The organism is Rhizobium sp. LARHSG275 (assembly GCF_052871115.1).
This window is the reverse complement of the sequence record NZ_JBIXJN010000028.1, coordinates 39,374-54,958: the sequence shown is the minus strand read 5'-3', so window position 1 is coordinate 54,958 and position 15,585 is coordinate 39,374. Positions and strand designations below refer to the sequence as shown.

General features: G+C 62.0%; 13 protein-coding genes. 6 read left to right on the top strand and 7 right to left on the bottom strand.

Going from position 1 to position 15,585, the window contains the following annotated elements:
* Positions 1-81: 81 nt before the first annotated feature.
* Complete coding sequence (locus ACIPSK_RS29175) at positions 82-1,428, bottom strand: sigma-54-dependent transcriptional regulator (RefSeq protein ID WP_162118819.1); 1,347 nt, start codon at positions 1,426-1,428, stop codon at positions 82-84.
* Positions 1,425-3,299: a sensor histidine kinase gene (locus ACIPSK_RS29170; RefSeq protein ID WP_261321781.1), complete on the bottom strand. Its 1,875-nt coding sequence runs from the start codon at positions 3,297-3,299 to the stop codon at positions 1,425-1,427. Before ACIPSK_RS29170 ends, ACIPSK_RS29175 begins: the two co-directional genes overlap by 4 nt.
* A 109-nt stretch (positions 3,300-3,408) precedes the next feature.
* Here ACIPSK_RS29170 and ACIPSK_RS29165 point away from each other — a divergent pair, with 109 nt between their 5' ends.
* The gene (locus ACIPSK_RS29165) at positions 3,409-4,071 is read left to right on the top strand and encodes a sulfite oxidase-like oxidoreductase (protein WP_162118820.1); all 663 of its coding nucleotides are present in this window, start codon (positions 3,409-3,411) and stop codon (positions 4,069-4,071) included.
* Here ACIPSK_RS29165 and ACIPSK_RS29160 read toward each other — a convergent pair.
* The 3 genes from ACIPSK_RS29160 to ACIPSK_RS29150 all read right to left on the bottom strand — a co-directional run bounded on the left by ACIPSK_RS29160 (position 4,056) and on the right by ACIPSK_RS29150 (position 5,916).
* Positions 4,056-4,688 carry a hypothetical protein gene (locus ACIPSK_RS29160; protein WP_162118821.1) on the bottom strand — a complete coding sequence of 211 codons (633 nt, stop codon included), beginning with the start codon at positions 4,686-4,688 and terminating at the stop codon, positions 4,056-4,058. The genes ACIPSK_RS29165 and ACIPSK_RS29160 overlap by 16 nt on opposite strands.
* A 257-nt stretch (positions 4,689-4,945) precedes the next feature.
* A complete protein-coding gene (locus ACIPSK_RS29155; protein WP_162118822.1) occupies positions 4,946-5,680 on the bottom strand; it encodes a CbtA family protein in 735 nt (244 codons plus the stop codon).
* A 26-nt stretch (positions 5,681-5,706) separates the two neighbouring features.
* A complete protein-coding gene (locus ACIPSK_RS29150; RefSeq protein WP_162118823.1) occupies positions 5,707-5,916 on the bottom strand; it encodes a CbtB domain-containing protein in 210 nt (69 codons plus the stop codon).
* Positions 5,917-6,147: 231 nt separating this feature from the next.
* Here ACIPSK_RS29150 and ACIPSK_RS29145 point away from each other — a divergent pair, with 231 nt between their 5' ends.
* On the top strand, positions 6,148-6,702 hold the full coding sequence (locus ACIPSK_RS29145) for a histidine phosphatase family protein (protein WP_162118824.1): 555 nt from the start codon (positions 6,148-6,150) through the stop codon (positions 6,700-6,702).
* Positions 6,703-7,152: 450 nt separating this feature from the next.
* Positions 7,153-8,724 (top strand): putative bifunctional diguanylate cyclase/phosphodiesterase, encoded by a 1,572-nt coding sequence (locus tag ACIPSK_RS29140; protein ID WP_017968068.1) that lies wholly within the window; start codon positions 7,153-7,155, stop codon positions 8,722-8,724.
* Positions 8,725-8,732: 8 nt separating this feature from the next.
* Here ACIPSK_RS29140 and ACIPSK_RS29135 read toward each other — a convergent pair whose 3' ends face one another.
* The gene (locus ACIPSK_RS29135) at positions 8,733-10,334 is read right to left on the bottom strand and encodes an inorganic phosphate transporter (protein ID WP_017968069.1); all 1,602 of its coding nucleotides are present in this window, start codon (positions 10,332-10,334) and stop codon (positions 8,733-8,735) included.
* Positions 10,335-10,624: 290 nt separating this feature from the next.
* Here ACIPSK_RS29135 and ACIPSK_RS29130 point away from each other — a divergent pair, with 290 nt between their 5' ends.
* From ACIPSK_RS29130 to ACIPSK_RS29120, 3 genes are all read left to right on the top strand, one after another.
* The gene (locus ACIPSK_RS29130; protein WP_162118825.1) at positions 10,625-11,803 is read left to right on the top strand and encodes an acetate/propionate family kinase; all 1,179 of its coding nucleotides are present in this window, start codon (positions 10,625-10,627) and stop codon (positions 11,801-11,803) included.
* Positions 11,804-11,874: 71 nt separating this feature from the next.
* Positions 11,875-14,259, top strand: coding sequence for a phosphoketolase family protein (locus ACIPSK_RS29125; protein WP_162118826.1), 2,385 nt, complete (start codon positions 11,875-11,877; stop codon positions 14,257-14,259).
* 77 nt (positions 14,260-14,336) lie between these two features.
* Positions 14,337-14,615 (top strand): hypothetical protein, encoded by a 279-nt coding sequence (locus ACIPSK_RS29120; protein WP_162118858.1) that lies wholly within the window; start codon positions 14,337-14,339, stop codon positions 14,613-14,615.
* A gap of 32 nt (positions 14,616-14,647) precedes the next feature.
* Here the strand turns inward: ACIPSK_RS29120 and ACIPSK_RS29115 are convergent, their stop codons facing one another.
* On the bottom strand, positions 14,648-15,538 hold the full coding sequence (locus tag ACIPSK_RS29115) for a helix-turn-helix domain-containing protein (protein WP_162118827.1): 891 nt from the start codon (positions 15,536-15,538) through the stop codon (positions 14,648-14,650).
* Positions 15,539-15,585: the final 47 nt, after the last annotated feature.

Genomic DNA, 15,585 nt, shown 5'->3' with positions numbered 1-15,585 from the left:
TTGGTTGCCTATTTTTCTTCCTTATAGGCAACCAAATGGTTGCATGTCGAGTCGTAAAATGTGGCTGGTATACATGCGCCGTTAAAAGGGGCGCTGACTTTCGGTTGTCAGCATTCGCTTGTCGAGACCGTATTTCTGCATCTTTTCGTAGAGTGTTTTCCGGGAAATGCCGAGCGACTCATAGACCGGCCTGAGGCTGCCGCCATGAGCCACCAGCGCGCTGGCAATGACCCCCCGTTCGAATTCGGCGACACGCTCCGCAAGCCCGGTCGCTTCCTCTGCCTGTGGCCCGCCATCATCGAGACCGAGGACCAGACGGTCGGCGGCATTCCGGAGTTCGCGCACGTTGCCGGGCCAGTCGCGCTGAGCGATGTCGGAAATCACGTCCGGCGGCACCGCCATCTCATCGCGGCCGTAGCGGGCGGCCGCTTCCCGCACCAGTTGCAGGAAAAGCAGCGGAATGTCCGACCGCCGCTGCGACAGCGACGGCACATGCAGCGTCGCAACGTTCAGCCGGTAGAGGAGATCGGCGCGAAAGCGGCCGGCCGCCACTTCCGCTTCCAGATCCACCTTGCTGGTCGCGATGAAGCGCACGTCGAGCGGTACGATCTCGTTCGATCCGAGCCTGGAGATCACCCGCTCCTGCAGCACCCGCAGGAACTTCGCCTGCAGGTCGAAGGGCATGGAGCCGATCTCGTCGAGAAGGATCGTGCCGCCGCGCCCATGTTCGAACTTTCCATAGCGCGGCCTTACCGCGCCCGGAAAGGCTCCCACCTCATGGCCGAAGAGTTCGCTCTCGATCAGGTTTGCCGGAAGTGCGGCGCAATTGATCGCGATGAACGGCCGGCTCGCCCGGGCGCTGATGTCATGGAGCGCCCGCGCCACCACTTCCTTGCCGGCCCCCGTTTCCCCGACGATAAGCGTATCGGCATCGCTCGCCCCGATCGCCCGGATGCGATAGCGCAAATCCACCATCACCTGCGTGCGCCCCGGCAGCCGCGCCTCGATATCGTCGCGCTTGCCGGCGACCGCCTTCAGCAGCCGGTTTTCGAGCACGAGGCCGCGCCGCTCCATCGCCCGGCGGATGACGCCGGCGAGCATCTCCGGCGTGAACGGCTTCTCGATGAAATCATAGGCGCCCTCGCGCATCGCCTTCACCGCAAGCTGAACGTCGCCGTGGCCGGTGACGAGAATGACCGGCACCTCCGGGTCGAGCTCGCGGATCTTCTGCATCAGCGTCATGCCGTCCATGCCGGGCATGCGGATATCGCTGACGACGACGCCGGGAAAGCTGTAGCCGATCAGCTCCAGCACGTGGTCGCCGTTCGAATAGGTCTCGACACTGAAGCCGGAGAGCTCCAGCGCCTGCGCCGTCGAGCGTCGCAGTTCCTCCTCGTCGTCAACCAGCAGGATCTTTGCATCGTTCATTCCGCTGCCTCCGGCATCAGCCCTGCCGCCGATTGCAGCTCGATGCGGAACACCGCGCCCCCTTCGGGATGATTGGCAGCTGTAAGGCTGCCACCGAAATCCTTGATGATGTTATAGGAGATCGAAAGCCCGAGGCCGAGCCCCTTACCGACACCCTTCGTCGTGAAGAACGGGTCGAAGATGCGCTCGGCGATTGCGGCTGGCACGCCCGGTCCATGGTCCCGCACCGTCAGCACCACCTTGCCGGCTTCATCGAAGGCCGAAATCTCGATGCGCCGGTCATTAAGCCCTTCCACCGCATCGGCCGCATTCGAGATCACGTTGACCAGCACCTGCTGCAGCCGCACCGAACCGGCGCGCACCACCGGCGGACGCGGCCCGAGATCGAGCAGCAGTTCGGCATCTGCCGCCTTCAGCCGCCAGGCGATGATCTCGAGCGTGTCGCGCATCGCCTCGTCGAGGGAAACGGGGCCGAGCTTCTCGTTCGGTTTGCGGGCGAAGTTGCGCAGGTGACGGCTGATCGACGCCATCCGGTCGATCAGCCCGCCGATACGCCGGATATTGTCCCGCGCCTCTTCCGTCCGTCCACGGTCGATGAGCACCGAGGCGCTGTCCGTATAGGTCTTGGCCGCGGCGAGCGGCTGGTTGAACTCGTGCGAAAGAGCAGCCGACATCTGCCCGAGACCGGCAAGTTTTCCGGCCTGGATCAGGTCGGCCTGCGTTTGGCGGAGCTGCTGCTCGGTCTGCCGCCGCTCGGCGATCTCCTCTTCGATACGGCTGTTGACTCGGGCAAGATCGGCCGTGCGCTCCTCGACACGTCGTTCCAGCTCGTTGCGCGCCTCGGCCTGCATCTGCATGCGGTCGGCAAGCCGCGTCCGCCGCTGGCGCAGAACCGCCACCGTAAGCCCGGCGATGCACAGGATGAGAAAGACGGCCGCAAGCGCCGTTCGCGCCTGGGTGCGGATGGAACTCGTTTCCATCAGCACGTTCACCGTCCAGTCCTCGGCCGGCATGTAATGCGAGAGCACCAGATATTCGCTCGAGCCGCGTTCGCCGGCCAGCGTCATCAGCTCATGCTGGTCGAAGTGGTGTCGCGTCACTGGCAGCGCCGTCAGCCTGGCATTGGCATAACGCCGCGACGCCTCGGTGCGGGCGATGCGATCGGCCGTCAGCGGCAGGATGGCGCCGTAAAGCCATTCCGGGCTTCCCGACATGAAGATGATGCCCTCGGGATCGGAGACGAAGATCTTGTATTCGCCGCCGCCCCAGGAGGATTCGATCATGTCGATATCGACCTTGAAGACGATGACGCCGCGAATATCCGCGCCGGTCCGGATCGGTGCGGCAAAATAATAGCCGCGCTTCAGCGAGGTGGTGCCGAGCGCGTAGAACCGCGCGTGCCGGCCCTCGATCGCATCCTGGAAATAGGGCCTGTAGCTGAAATTCTGTCCGACGAAACTTGCAGGCCTATCGTAATTGCTAGCCGCGATCGTCTCTCCATCCGGCTTGACCACATAGATGTCGGAGGATTTCAGCAGTCCGTTGATCGCCTTGAGATAGAGATTGGCCGCATCGCGCAGCGCCTCATCCTCGGGCGCGCTCACCAGCTCCTTGATATCGTCGTGATCGGCGATCAGCGCCGGTAGCGCCTCGTAGCGGTTGAGATGGCCGCTGAGTGCCGAAACGGCAAGGCGCAGCGCCGTTCCCGCCTGCGCCGAAGCCTCCCCCATATAGACGCGCGTCGCAATCGCGCTTCCATAGGTGAAGAAAGCGAAGATGATCAGCGGCACGACCAGCAACGCCGCTATCGCACGATATCTCGAAGACAGAACCGGCTCCTCCCTTCCTGCCTCCACTCCCCAGCGAGGCATGCCCCATGGCACCGAGTTTAGTGAGCCCGGCAAGGATTTCCAAGGGGTCGCCCAAACTTGACACCGCCAAAGGCGGATGTCCTATTGCTGCATCGCAGGAGACCCACTCATGAGCGACGATCAGGCGCCCACCGACAGCAAGCTCACTACCTCCAAACGCCGTTGGGCGACCGAAGGTAAGTTCCTCACCGGCCGCATCAGTCGGCCCGAAGCCGAGCGCCTGCCGCCCGGCCAGCACCTTGTTAAGAACTGGCCGGTGCTCGATCTCGGCCAGCAGCCTGTCGTTTCGACCGATACATGGCGGCTCGACGTGCGCGGCCTCGTCGAAACGACGCTCACCCTCACCTGGGCCGCCTTCCAGGCGATCGAGCAGAGCACCAAAGTTAGCGATATCCACTGCGTCACCACTTGGTCGCGCTACGACAACAAATGGAAAGGCGTTTCGACGCGCGATCTGCTCGACCTCGCCATGCCGAAGCCAGAAGCCGGTTACGTCATGCTGACGAGTTATGACGGCTACACCACCAACCTGCCGCTCGCCGATTTCGCAGCCGAGGATGCGATCCTCGCCACGGCCTGGGAAAGCCTGCCGCTGACGCCGGAGCACGGCGGACCGATGCGCCTCGTCGTGCCGCATCTCTATTTCTGGAAAAGCGCCAAATGGCTGCGCCGCATCGAGTTGATATCAGCCGACCAGGCAGGCTTCTGGGAAAAGAACGGCTACCACATGTATGGCGATCCGTGGCGCGAGCAGCGCTATTCCAACGATTGAGCCTTCGGTTGCGAGAGGCGGCGAAGCACAAACACACCGAGGCCGAACAAAGAGGCGAGCCCCGTCAGAGACGCCATGCTGGCGACATGGAATGGGATCCCGCTCCAGCGCGGCTTGACGATATCGGCTGTGTTGAAGGCCTCGCCGCTGAACCGGCAGGTGATGAGCGCGAGACCGCGCCGCACCATGTCAGCATCGACAGCGGAAATGATTTCGCCTGCAGCAGCGGCCTCCCGCGGCATCTCGCGCATTGAAAGCAAGACGGCCTTGGTCGCGGCCAGATAGGCATGGGTGCATTCGTTGAACGGACTTTCCTCATCCGCCACGCTGCCCGGCATCCGGCCCCACAGACAGTAGGAATACTGGATCTCGGCATAGTTCAGCATGCGGCGGAACGGCTCGTTCGTATCGACTGCACGGGATGCAAGGTCGATAATCCCACTGCGATAGTCAGACATGACAGCCATCTCGCCATGGGAAATTTCCGGGACATCCAGCCCGGCGTGGCTGCCGCTGCCGCCGCCGCGGCTATGGGCAAAAGCGCTTCCGGCAATCAATAGAAGCAAGGTCGCGTTGAGACCAAGAAATGCAAGCCGTCGGTAGAGATAGCGTGCCATCCCACCAACTTGCCTTCCTGTCCTCGGGCTCCTGACGGACGAGAGAGGAATACGGCGCCGCCACATATTCCTTCTCCCCAGCGGGGAGAAGATGCCTGCAGGCAGACGAGGGGGTGAGCAGCAAAGCTGCGAATGCACTGAGCACAAGCGAAGGGCAACATATAGGGCGTGCCGTGTGGCGCCCTCATCCGACCCTTCGGGCCACCTTCTCCCCGCTGGGGAGAAGGGGTAGCAAGTCGCCACCTCGATACGCCGGATCACCGAAACGCTGGCCGCAGCCCGCTCTTAACCGCAAGCCGCTTTTCCGCCAATGCTCCGAAGGCAAGGCCCAAGGTTGCCCAGAGGATCACATGCATGCCGAGTGAGGTCGTGCGGAACCGCCAAAGTTCCATCGCCGAGAAGTTCTCCGGCACCTCGTTGATCGGCGGCAGCAGATAGAGCACGACGCCGATGAAGACGAGATAGACGATGCCGGCGATGATCGCGCCGTTCCAGTGACCAAAACGCTCGGAAAGGCGGCGCGACAGCGCCACTGCGGCAATCAGCGCCGCAAGCGAAACGACGATCATCAGGAAGAACAGTTCGGTCCTGACGCCGATCGTATCGGGAGTGCCGACCGCTGGCGGGTTGGCCGGATACTTGATACCGGGAACGAGGACAACCGCCACAAAGGCGGCAATGGCGATGACGGCCGAGGTGCCGCGCGGCGAAAGGCTGCTGAAGCGGCCTTGCACGAAAGCGAAGGCGAGCGCGAAGAGCCCGCCGACGGCGACGCTGTAGGCCATGACGCCGGTGAAAAGGCCGAGACCGGCCTGTGTGGCGCGGCTGACGATTTCGGGTTCGGCAGCCTCGCCGGCGGCCTGGGCGCTTGCCTCCTCGAAGGCGATCGCCGCATCGACCAGCGGCTCGCCGAACATATGAGCGAAAGCGAAAACGAGGATGCCAGCCATCAGGCCCGCGAGCATGCCGCGAAGCAGAAGGTTTCCAACCATGTCAGGAACTCCGATCGCGAAGCGCTTTAGTGGCAGGGAAAGCCGAGGAGATGGCGGCCGTCATGCACGAACTCGTGCACATACATGCCGTTGAACAGCGCCATCGCGCCTTCCTCGGTGCCGACGAAATAGACGACAATGAGCATCAGCAGGCCGCCGAAGATCGCCCAGGGCAGGATCTCGCCTACAGGGATCGGCGCCGGTACAGCAACGGGCGCGAAAGTGGTGTCAGACATGTATTCCTCCGGGAATGACGCGTTCAGTCGAAAGAGTGCTTGTGCAGTAGGGTCTGACTTCCAGCGCGAAGAGCTTCGACACGCTGGTCACAGTGGCGCGACCGCGCCGGACTTTCACCGGCTTCCAAACCCGCAACAGCACGGTTATATCTGCACGCCGAAGAGACTGTCAACGAAACTTCACAAGGCGGCGAAGGACGCTGTCGCCGCATTCGGGAGACAAGAACGACTGTGAACACGCGCCTCACCTGGATCTGCCACGGCGCGACGGCAGCAAGCCGCAAAGCCCTGTTCCCGCTCGACGAACCGCTAGAGGACAAGGCAGTGAAGGAGGCCGGCAGGATGATCGCCCCGCCCCGCGCCCATCGTATTGTCACGAGCCCCGCCTTGCGCGCCCGTCAGACTGCTGATGCGCTTCGCCTCGAAGCCCGGATAGAGCAGGCGCTTTGCGATTGCGACCATGGCCGCTGGGCCGGCAGGTCGATCGCGGCGATCGGGACCGAAGAGCCGGAGAACCTCATCGGATGGATGAGCGATCCGGAAGCGGCTCCGCATGGCGGCGAGAGCCTTGTTGATCTGCGCACGCGCATCGCCGGCTGGATGGATGGACAGACCGTCCTCGACGGCCACATCATTGCAATCAGCCATGCGGCCGTCATCCGGGCAGCGATCGTGCATGTGCTTCAGGCGCCACTCTCCTCCTTCTGGCTGAGCGACATCGAGCCGCTTTCCGTTATCCGCATGACCAGCAACGGACAGCGCTGGTCTCTGCGCTTCCAGCATTAGCGACTGCTGATCTTATCCAGCTTTGCGCAAGCAAATCGCGTCATCTCTGTTGAACCCGGCTTTGCGGGGACTGCTTCCTTGCCCCAAGGAGATGGAAGAATGACATATGATTGGAGTGGCGAGCGCACACGACGCCTGCGTTTCATGCGTGTCGCCACAGTCACGGTTCTGGTCGGTCTCATCGTCAGCGTTCCGCTGCTGATCGTCACCGCCTGAAGCACTGGAAAGGGCGAGCGATGCATTAGCACGCTCGCCTTCGTTCTTTCCCGCATGCGCCAGTCTTCCGAACAATCAAGGGCATCGCGCTACGACGCCCTGGTTTCCCACAAGCCGGTCAGATCCCTCTGCGGCACAGCAACAGGCTGCCGCCTCTGATAATTCGCCTTATGGTTTCAATAAACATTTCAGACTCTCGTGATATTTCCACCAGGTGGAGATGGAGAAGGCATAATGCCGGTGTTTTTCCAAAGCAGGGCCGGACGGCAATGCGTGTCGATTGTGGTGTCTGGAGTGACCCTCTGGCTTCTCGGCACGCTGCTACAGCTCGACGACAGCCTGGTCGCCTTCCTGACCGGTTTCGGCGAGTATGGCGCCGACAAGCTCGTTCTGGCGCTCGGCATCGCCGGCGCCATGAGCTTCATCTATTCGGTGCTGCGCATCGCCGACCTGCGTAAGGAAATGGAACTGCGCGCGGCCGCCCAGGCAAAAGCCGATTGGACCGCGACCCACGATCATCTCACCAAGCTGCCCAACCGCTACGCCTTCGAGCGCAAGATCCTCTCACGGCCGATCAAGGACGACGAGGCCGAGATCGAGGAGTGGGACCGCAACGTCACCATCTTCTCCGTCGACCTCGACGGCTTCAAGAAGGTCAACGATCTTGTCGGCCACAAGGGCGGCGACATCCTGTTGATCGAGGTTGCCAGACGCATCTGCGCGCTCGGCAATGCGGACTGCGTCTATCGCTTCGGCGGCGACGAATTCATCATCGTCGCCTTCGCCCTGACGGCACAGCGTGAGGAGCGTTTTGCCAAGCTGCTGATCCAGGCGGTCACCCGGCCCATCCATATCGATGGCTTTGCCGTCGAAGTCGGCGCCAGCGTTGGCTACGACCGCTGGGCCGAGGGAGCCGAACCGCTGGAGGATGCCGCCCACCGTGCCGACCTCGCCATGTACGAGGCGAAATCGCGTGGACCCAACCACTATTTCGCTTTCGAACCTTCGATGCAGGACAAGGTAACGGAACGTGCCGCTCTGGAAACCAGGCTGCGTGCCGCAATTTCGAACAAGGCGATCAAGCCCTTCTATCAGCCGCTGATCGACCTGAAGACCGGTCAGCTCTGCGGCTTCGAGGCGCTGGCGCGTTGGAACAGCGACGACGGCGTCAACATTCCGCCGCCGGTCTTTATCGATATCGCCGAGGAAACCGGCATGATCACGGCGTTGTTCGAGGATCTTCTCGCCCAGGCCTGCAGCGACGCCCTCGCCTGGCCGGAGCATGTGACGTTGTCCTTCAACGTCTCGCCGGTGCAGATGGAAGACAGATTGCTGACGTCGCGCATTCTCAAGGTGCTTTCGGCAAGCCGGCTGCCGCCGCAGCGCCTGGAAGTGGAGATCACCGAAAACGCGCTGATCCAGGATCCCGCCGTCGCCGCCCTCATCCTTGACGAGCTTCATGCGGCCGGCATCCAGATCGCCCTCGACGATTTCGGCACGGGCTATTCGAGCCTCTCCCAGCTCGCCCGCTATCGTTTCGACAAGATCAAGATCGACAAAAGCTTCATCGCCACCTATCGCGACGACGAGCGCCAGGAAAAGATCGTCCGCGCCATGCTCGGTCTCGGCAGGAGCCTCAACATCAAGACGACGGCCGAAGGCATCGAAGAGCACGGCCAGCTCGCCTTCCTGCTGCAGCTCGGCTGCGATATCGGCCAGGGTTATCTTTTCGGCAAGGCGATGCCCGCCGCCGAGGCGGGCATCTTCATCAGCGATCGCAATGCGAGCCTGGCCTCCACGGCCTGACGGGACGCCTAAAAAATCTGACGCATGATCACGAACAGCACGAAGGCGATCGCGATCGAGGCCGGCAGCGTCAGCACCCAGGCCATCAGCATGTTGCGCACCGTCGACCATTGCAGGCCGGAACCGTTCGCCGCCATGGTGCCGGCAACGCCTGACGACAGCACATGCGTGGTCGAGACCGGCAGGCCGAGATGGTCGGCCGAAGCGATGGTGACCATCGCCACGACTTCGGCTGCCGCACCCTGAGCATAGGTCAGATGCGTCTTGCCGATCTTTTCGCCGACGGTGACGACGATGCGCTTCCAGCCCACCATCGTGCCGAGGCCAAGCGCGATTGCGACCGCCACTTTCACCCAGAGCGGGATGAACTTGGTCGCGTTGTCGACTGCCTTGTGGTAGTTCGTGACCGCGCTGAGGTCGCCGGCATCCATCGGCAGCAGCTTTTGCTTGTCGATCAGCTTCAGCGCCTCGCCGATCAGATAGATGTCGTTGCGGACATTGCCGACGAGATTGGTCGGCACCGCTTCGAGCGTCGGGAAGGCGGCGAGCTCGGCACTGGTCTGGTGGATATATTGCTGCAGGGCCGGCGTCGTCGCATCCGTCCAGGTCTTGTTCTTGACGGCGTTGCCGACCTCGGCCTTGTAGTCCGCAACCGTCACGCCGGGCTTTACATATTTGCCGAGCGCGGTTTCCACCTGGGCCGATGCCGACTTGTAGGCTTCGAGATAGTTGACATGGGGCGTGCGGTTCAGCGCGAAAGCCGTCGGCACCAGGCCGATAAGGATGAGCATGATGAGGCCCATGCCCTTTTGGCCATCGTTGGAGCCGTGAGCGAAGCTGACGCCGGTGCAGGTAAAGATCAGGATCGCGCGGATCCAGAGCGGCGGCGGCTGGTTGCCCTTCGGTTCGGCATAAAGCGCCTTGTTGCGCACCAGAACCTTCATGACCAGCAGAAGAACCGCGGAAAGGCCAAAGCCGATTAGCGGCGAGATCAAAAGCGACAGGCCGATATTCGTCGCCTGCGACCAGTCGACGCCACTGGTCGCCGTGCCTGCCGGCGCCAGGACCTGGTTGGCAAGGCCGACTCCGATGATCGATCCCACAAGCGTGTGCGAACTCGATGACGGCAGGCCGAGATACCAGGTGCCGAGGTTCCAGACGATCGCGGCGATCAGCAGCGCGAAGACCATGGCAAGGCCGGAGCCGGAACCGACCTGCAGGATCAATTCCACCGGCAGCAGCGCCAGGATGCCGAAGGCGACGGCACCGCTCGAAGTCAGCACGCCGAGGAAGTTGAAGAAGCCGGACCAGATGACTGCAAATTCCGCCGGCATGGAACGGGTGTAGATCACGGTGGCGACGGCATTGGCCGTATCATGGAAACCGTTGACGAACTCGAAGCCGAGCGCGATGAGCAGCGCAAGGCCGAGGAGAATCCAGGGAACGGCAACTGCGGTCGTCAGGTCGCGGGCGAGTGCATAGGCGACATATCCAAGGCCGCAAACCAGAACGAGTGCGAACAGCGGCAAGAACCATTTGCCGGCCGAATTCGAACTGCGGAGCGGGTGGGAAGCGTCGCTATGAACCTGGCTGGGGGCAATATCGGCCATGGCATAGTTCCTTATTCCGTTTGCAAATTTGCCTTTTGTTAATAATTCCGCCGCGTGAAGCTCTCATGACGCCCTGGCTGATCCGCCCGTAAGAGACTGACACTGCGCGATATTACCCGTCACATGCTCGTCCCGGCGCATTCGTGAAACATGCCCTATGTCGATCGCGGCCACCCAAGACAGTCGTGAGCGCTTCGACAAAAAACGAGCAGCGGGCGAATAATTTCTTTCCGCCGGAAGCCTCGACGCTAAGTTCGGTCGTGACCACAACCGTGCGGAGTCTTTGAGACATGCGATCGACCGACCTGCTCCTCACTTTCAACGCCGGTTCCTCGACGGTGAAGATCGGCATCTTCGCGATCGACGGCGATGCGGCGCGGCGCATCGGCAAGGGTGTGATCGATTTCCGCGCCGAGCCGCTGTCTCTCAGCCTGACAGCAGGGCCACAGACATTCGAGATGCCGCTGAAGGCGGAGACGACGGAAGACCTGCATGGCGTCATCGACGAGACCTTTTCCCTTCTCGCCGAGCATTTCGATATCACCGCCGTGCGCGCAGCCGGCCACCGCGTGGTCCATGGCGGCGACCGCTTCACCAGCGCCGTCGCCCTTAATGACGCCGTGATCGATGCGGTCGACGCGCTGACCCCGCTTGCGCCCTTGCACCAGCCGCAGGCGCTGCGTTTCATCCGCGCCCTCCGGCATCTGAAACCGCATCTTGCCCAGACGGTCTCCTTCGACACGGCCTTCCACGCCACTCAGGACGATCTCGTTCGCCGCTTCGCCATTCCTCGCACGCTGCATGACGAGGGCATCAAGCGCTACGGCTTCCACGGCCTGTCCTATAAATTCATCGCCAGCGAGCTTCGCCGCAAGGCCCCGCCCGCGGCAAAAGTGGTCGTCGCTCATCTCGGCAGCGGCGCCAGCCTCTGTGCGCTGGATGACGGCGTCAGCCGCGATTGCAGCATGGGCTTTTCGACGCTCGATGGCATCCCGATGGCGACGCGTCCGGGCTGGCTCGATCCCGGCGTCATCCTGCATCTGGCCGGAGAGAGGAAACAGTCCTTCGCAGAGATCGAGGATCTGCTCTATCACAACGCCGGCCTGCTCGGCGTCTCCGGGATCAGCGCCGATACGCGCGACCTGTTGAAGGACGGACGGCCGCAGGCACACCAGGCGATCGACCTCTTCACGCTGCGCATTGCTGGTGAAATCGGCCGCATGGCGGCGACGCTGAATGGCCTTGACGCCGTCGTCTTCACCGCCGGCATCGGCGAACATCAACCGAAGATCCGCGCCGGAGTGGCCAAGCGGCTGGTCTGGCTTGGCCTTACGATCGACGAAAAGGCCAATGCCGCCAATGGTTTCATCATCAGCGCGCGGGAAAGCCGCATCGCCGCCCACGTCATCGCCACCGATGAGGAACAAATCATCGCCGACGAGGCGTTGACCGTTTTTGGCAGTGGCTGATCCAGATCAACAGCTTGCCGGCATCAGCCGGTAGAATTGACGTTGAAGACGTTTTCGAACGGGAGAAACCCATGGATAAGCATGTCTCGACCGCTGCCCTGACCGATGCCGAACTTACGCTCATCGACCGCTATTGGCGCGCCGCCAACTATCTCTCCATCGGCCAGATCTATCTGCTGGCCAATCCGCTGCTGCGCGAGCCGCTGAAACCGGAGCACATCAAGCCCCGGCTGCTCGGCCACTGGGGCACGACACCCGGCCTCAACTTCATCTACGCGCATCTGAACCGCCTCATCCGCGCTCGCGACCTCGACATCATCTACATGTGCGGCCCCGGCCATGGCGGGCCTGGCATGGTCGCCAACACCTATCTCGAAGGCATCTACAGCGAGATCTATCCCGATATTTCCGAGGATGCGGAGGGCATGCGCAAGCTCTTCCGGCAGTTCTCCTTCCCCGGCGGCATTCCGAGCCACGCGGCACCCGAAACACCGGGCTCGATCCACGAGGGTGGCGAACTCGGCTACGCCCTCGTCCATGCCTATGGCGCCGCCTTCGACAATCCCGATCTGATCGTTGCCTGCGTCGTCGGCGACGGCGAGGCCGAAACCGGGCCGCTCGCAGCAAGCTGGCACTCCAACAAATTTCTGAACCCTGCCCGCGATGGCGTCGTGCTGCCGATCCTGCATCTGAACGGCTACAAGATCGCCAATCCGACCATTCTTGGCCGCGCCAGTCACGAGGATTTGCGGAGCCTCTTTGAAGGCTACGGCTATGAGCCCTTATTCGTTGAGGGTCACGAGCCGCGCGATATGCACCAGCAGATGGCCGCGACCTTCGACAGGGTCTTCGACCGCATTCGCGAAATCCAGGAGGAAGCCCGCAATGGCAAGGCGCCCGATATCAGCCCGCGCTGGCCGATGATCGTGCTGCGCAGCCCGAAGGGCTGGACAGGACCGAAGGAAGTCGACGGCAAGAAGGTCGAAGGTTTCTGGCGCTCCCACCAGGTGCCGGTCTCCAACTGCCGCGAGAACGAAGGGCATCGCAAGATCCTCGAGGACTGGATGCGCAGCTATGATCCGCAGGACCTGTTCGGCAGCGACGGCCGGCTGAAACCCGAGCTGCGGGCGCTCGCCCCTGTCGGCGAGCGCCGCATGGGCGCCAATCCGAACGCCAATGGCGGTTTGCTGCGCAAAGAGCTCGATGTTCCAAGTATACGCGACTACGCGGTCGATATCGGCAAGCACGGCAGCGCCATGGTGCAGTCGACGGAAATCCTCGGCCATTACCTGCGCGACACGATGAAGCGCAACGCGAAGACTGCCAATTTCCGTATCTTCGGCCCCGACGAGACAGAGTCGAACCGTCTCGGCAGCGTCTTCGAAGTCACCGACCGTGTCTGGATGGAGGGTATCGAGCCTTACGACGTCCACTTGTCTCGGGATGGACGTGTCATGGAGGTGCTGAGCGAACATCTCTGCCAGGGCTGGCTGGAAGGCTACCTGCTGACTGGCCGGCACGGCCTGTTCTCCTGCTACGAGGCCTTCATCCACATCATCGATTCCATGTTCAACCAGCACGCCAAATGGCTGAAGGTGACGCGGGAACTCGAGTGGAGAAAGCCGATCTCGTCGCTGAACTACCTGCTGACCTCGCATGTCTGGCGTCAGGACCACAACGGCTTCAGCCATCAAGATCCCGGCTTCGTCGACCTCGTCGCCAACAAGAAGGCCGATATCGTCCGCATCTACCTGCCGCCGGATGCCAACACCCTGCTCTGGGTCGGCGACCATTGCCTGCGCACCTATGACCGCATCAACGTCATCGTCGCCGGCAAGCAGCCGGAGCCGCAATGGCTGTCGATGGACGAGGCGGTGAAACATTGCGAGGCCGGCATCGGCATCTGGCACTGGGCGAGCAACGAGGACGACACGATCCTGCCCGATCTCGTCATGGCCTGCGCCGGCGACGTGCCGACCATGGAGACGCTTGCCGCCGTCGACGTGCTGCGCAAGGCCATTCCGGAACTGAAGATCCGCACCGTCAACGTCGTCGATCTCCTGGCACTGCAATCCAGGGATCAGCATCCGCACGGCCTGACCGATGAGGCCTTCGACGCGATCTTCACATCAGACAAACCTGTCATTTTCGCCTATCACGGCTATCCCTATCTCATCCACCGCCTGACCTATAAACGCACCAACCACCGCAACATCCACGTCCGCGGCTTCATCGAGGAAGGCACGACGACGACCCCCTTCGACATGACCGTCCTCAACGAACTCGACCGCTTCCACCTCGCCATCGAAGCGATCGAACGTGTACCGGGCCTGAAGGAAAAGGCAGGCGAAGCGCTCGCCGCCTTCCGCGGCAAACTTGCGGAGCATCACGACTATGTCCGTGAATATGGCGAGGACATGCCGGAGGTGCGGGACTGGACGTGGCCGGCGGCGTGAGGCGAAAACCAAACACAATCGTGGAACTGGTCGGCAGAGATCATCCGGCGGGAGCAATCGTCAAGCAACGTCTAAAGTTGGTGAAAACCATCGGCGCACTGTTCCTTGAAGGCCGCATCGTAAGCTATGCATCTAAGGCAAGCTTCAAGGCCGTCGACCGAGGAAACGACATGAAAAGTTTCGCTGCCACGCTTACCGCCGCCCGGCTGGAAGAGGTGCTCGCCTTCTACATGACGCCCGAAGCCCAGCGCGATGGCTCAGACGATGCCGTCAAGTCAGCTGAGGAACGAGACGCATACGAGACCCGCGGCGGCGAACGCGCCCGCAACACGGAAGAGGGCGCCAAAGCCTGGTAGGGCAGTTGCGCGCCGCAACCATTGCGGGTGGCCTATACACCTTCAAGCCGAACCTTCTCCTTCATGCGCCAGACCCGCGGCGTTTCTCCGGTGTATTTAACGAAGAAGCGCGAGAAATAGGCGGGGTCGGCAAAGCCGAGCCGAAATCCGATCTCCTGAACGCTGCCCAGCGTAAAAACCAGCTGGCGTTTCGCCTCCTCAACGAGTTTGCCGGCGATCAATTCATGAGGAGTATTGCCGGTCATCGACCGGACGATACGGGTGAGATGCGTCGGGGAAAGCCCAAGCTCCCTGGCGTAGAAGGACGCGGGCTTGTGTGATCGAAAATGTTGCTGAATGAGCTCGCTCAGCATTTCCATCCGCCGCTCGTTCTCGTTTGGCGGAAGCTCCTGCGTATTCCCCTCATGGGAAATCCTCGCCGTCAGCCGCAGCGCCAACGCGACATAGGCGGCCAACGCCTCGTTGCGGCCGCTGCGGCGGTTTTCGAATTCGTCGCCCAGCCGCTTCAACGTCTGCATGACATAGGCGGCCTCGGCATGATCGGGATCGAGCGGCGTCAGATGCGGCGTCGCAAACCATTCGCCGAGGTGGCTTCGGTCGCCGGGCGGATGGCTGAGATGGGATCTCAACAGGGTGATCACCAGGCCGTCGATATCGCGTGAAAAACGAAAGCCATGGTTGAGCCCGGGCGGCACGGTGATGATGGCCGGGGGGCGGATGGCATGGCTGTTTTCGCCGAAGATCGCATCGCCCGACCCGCCTTCGATGTACAATATCTGAAAGAAACTCTCGTGACGGTGCGGTCGAATCTCCCAGTGATGCAAGCTGCTGCGGGAGCGAATTGTTTCGCAATGCAACCAAAAATCGGGCTTTCGCCCGGTATTCTCACCGTAGAGTTCGTAGGTAGGGACATGTCTGCTCATGGGGCTGCTCCCGCACTAATGTTCGATTAGTCCAATTTTTCGGCCGG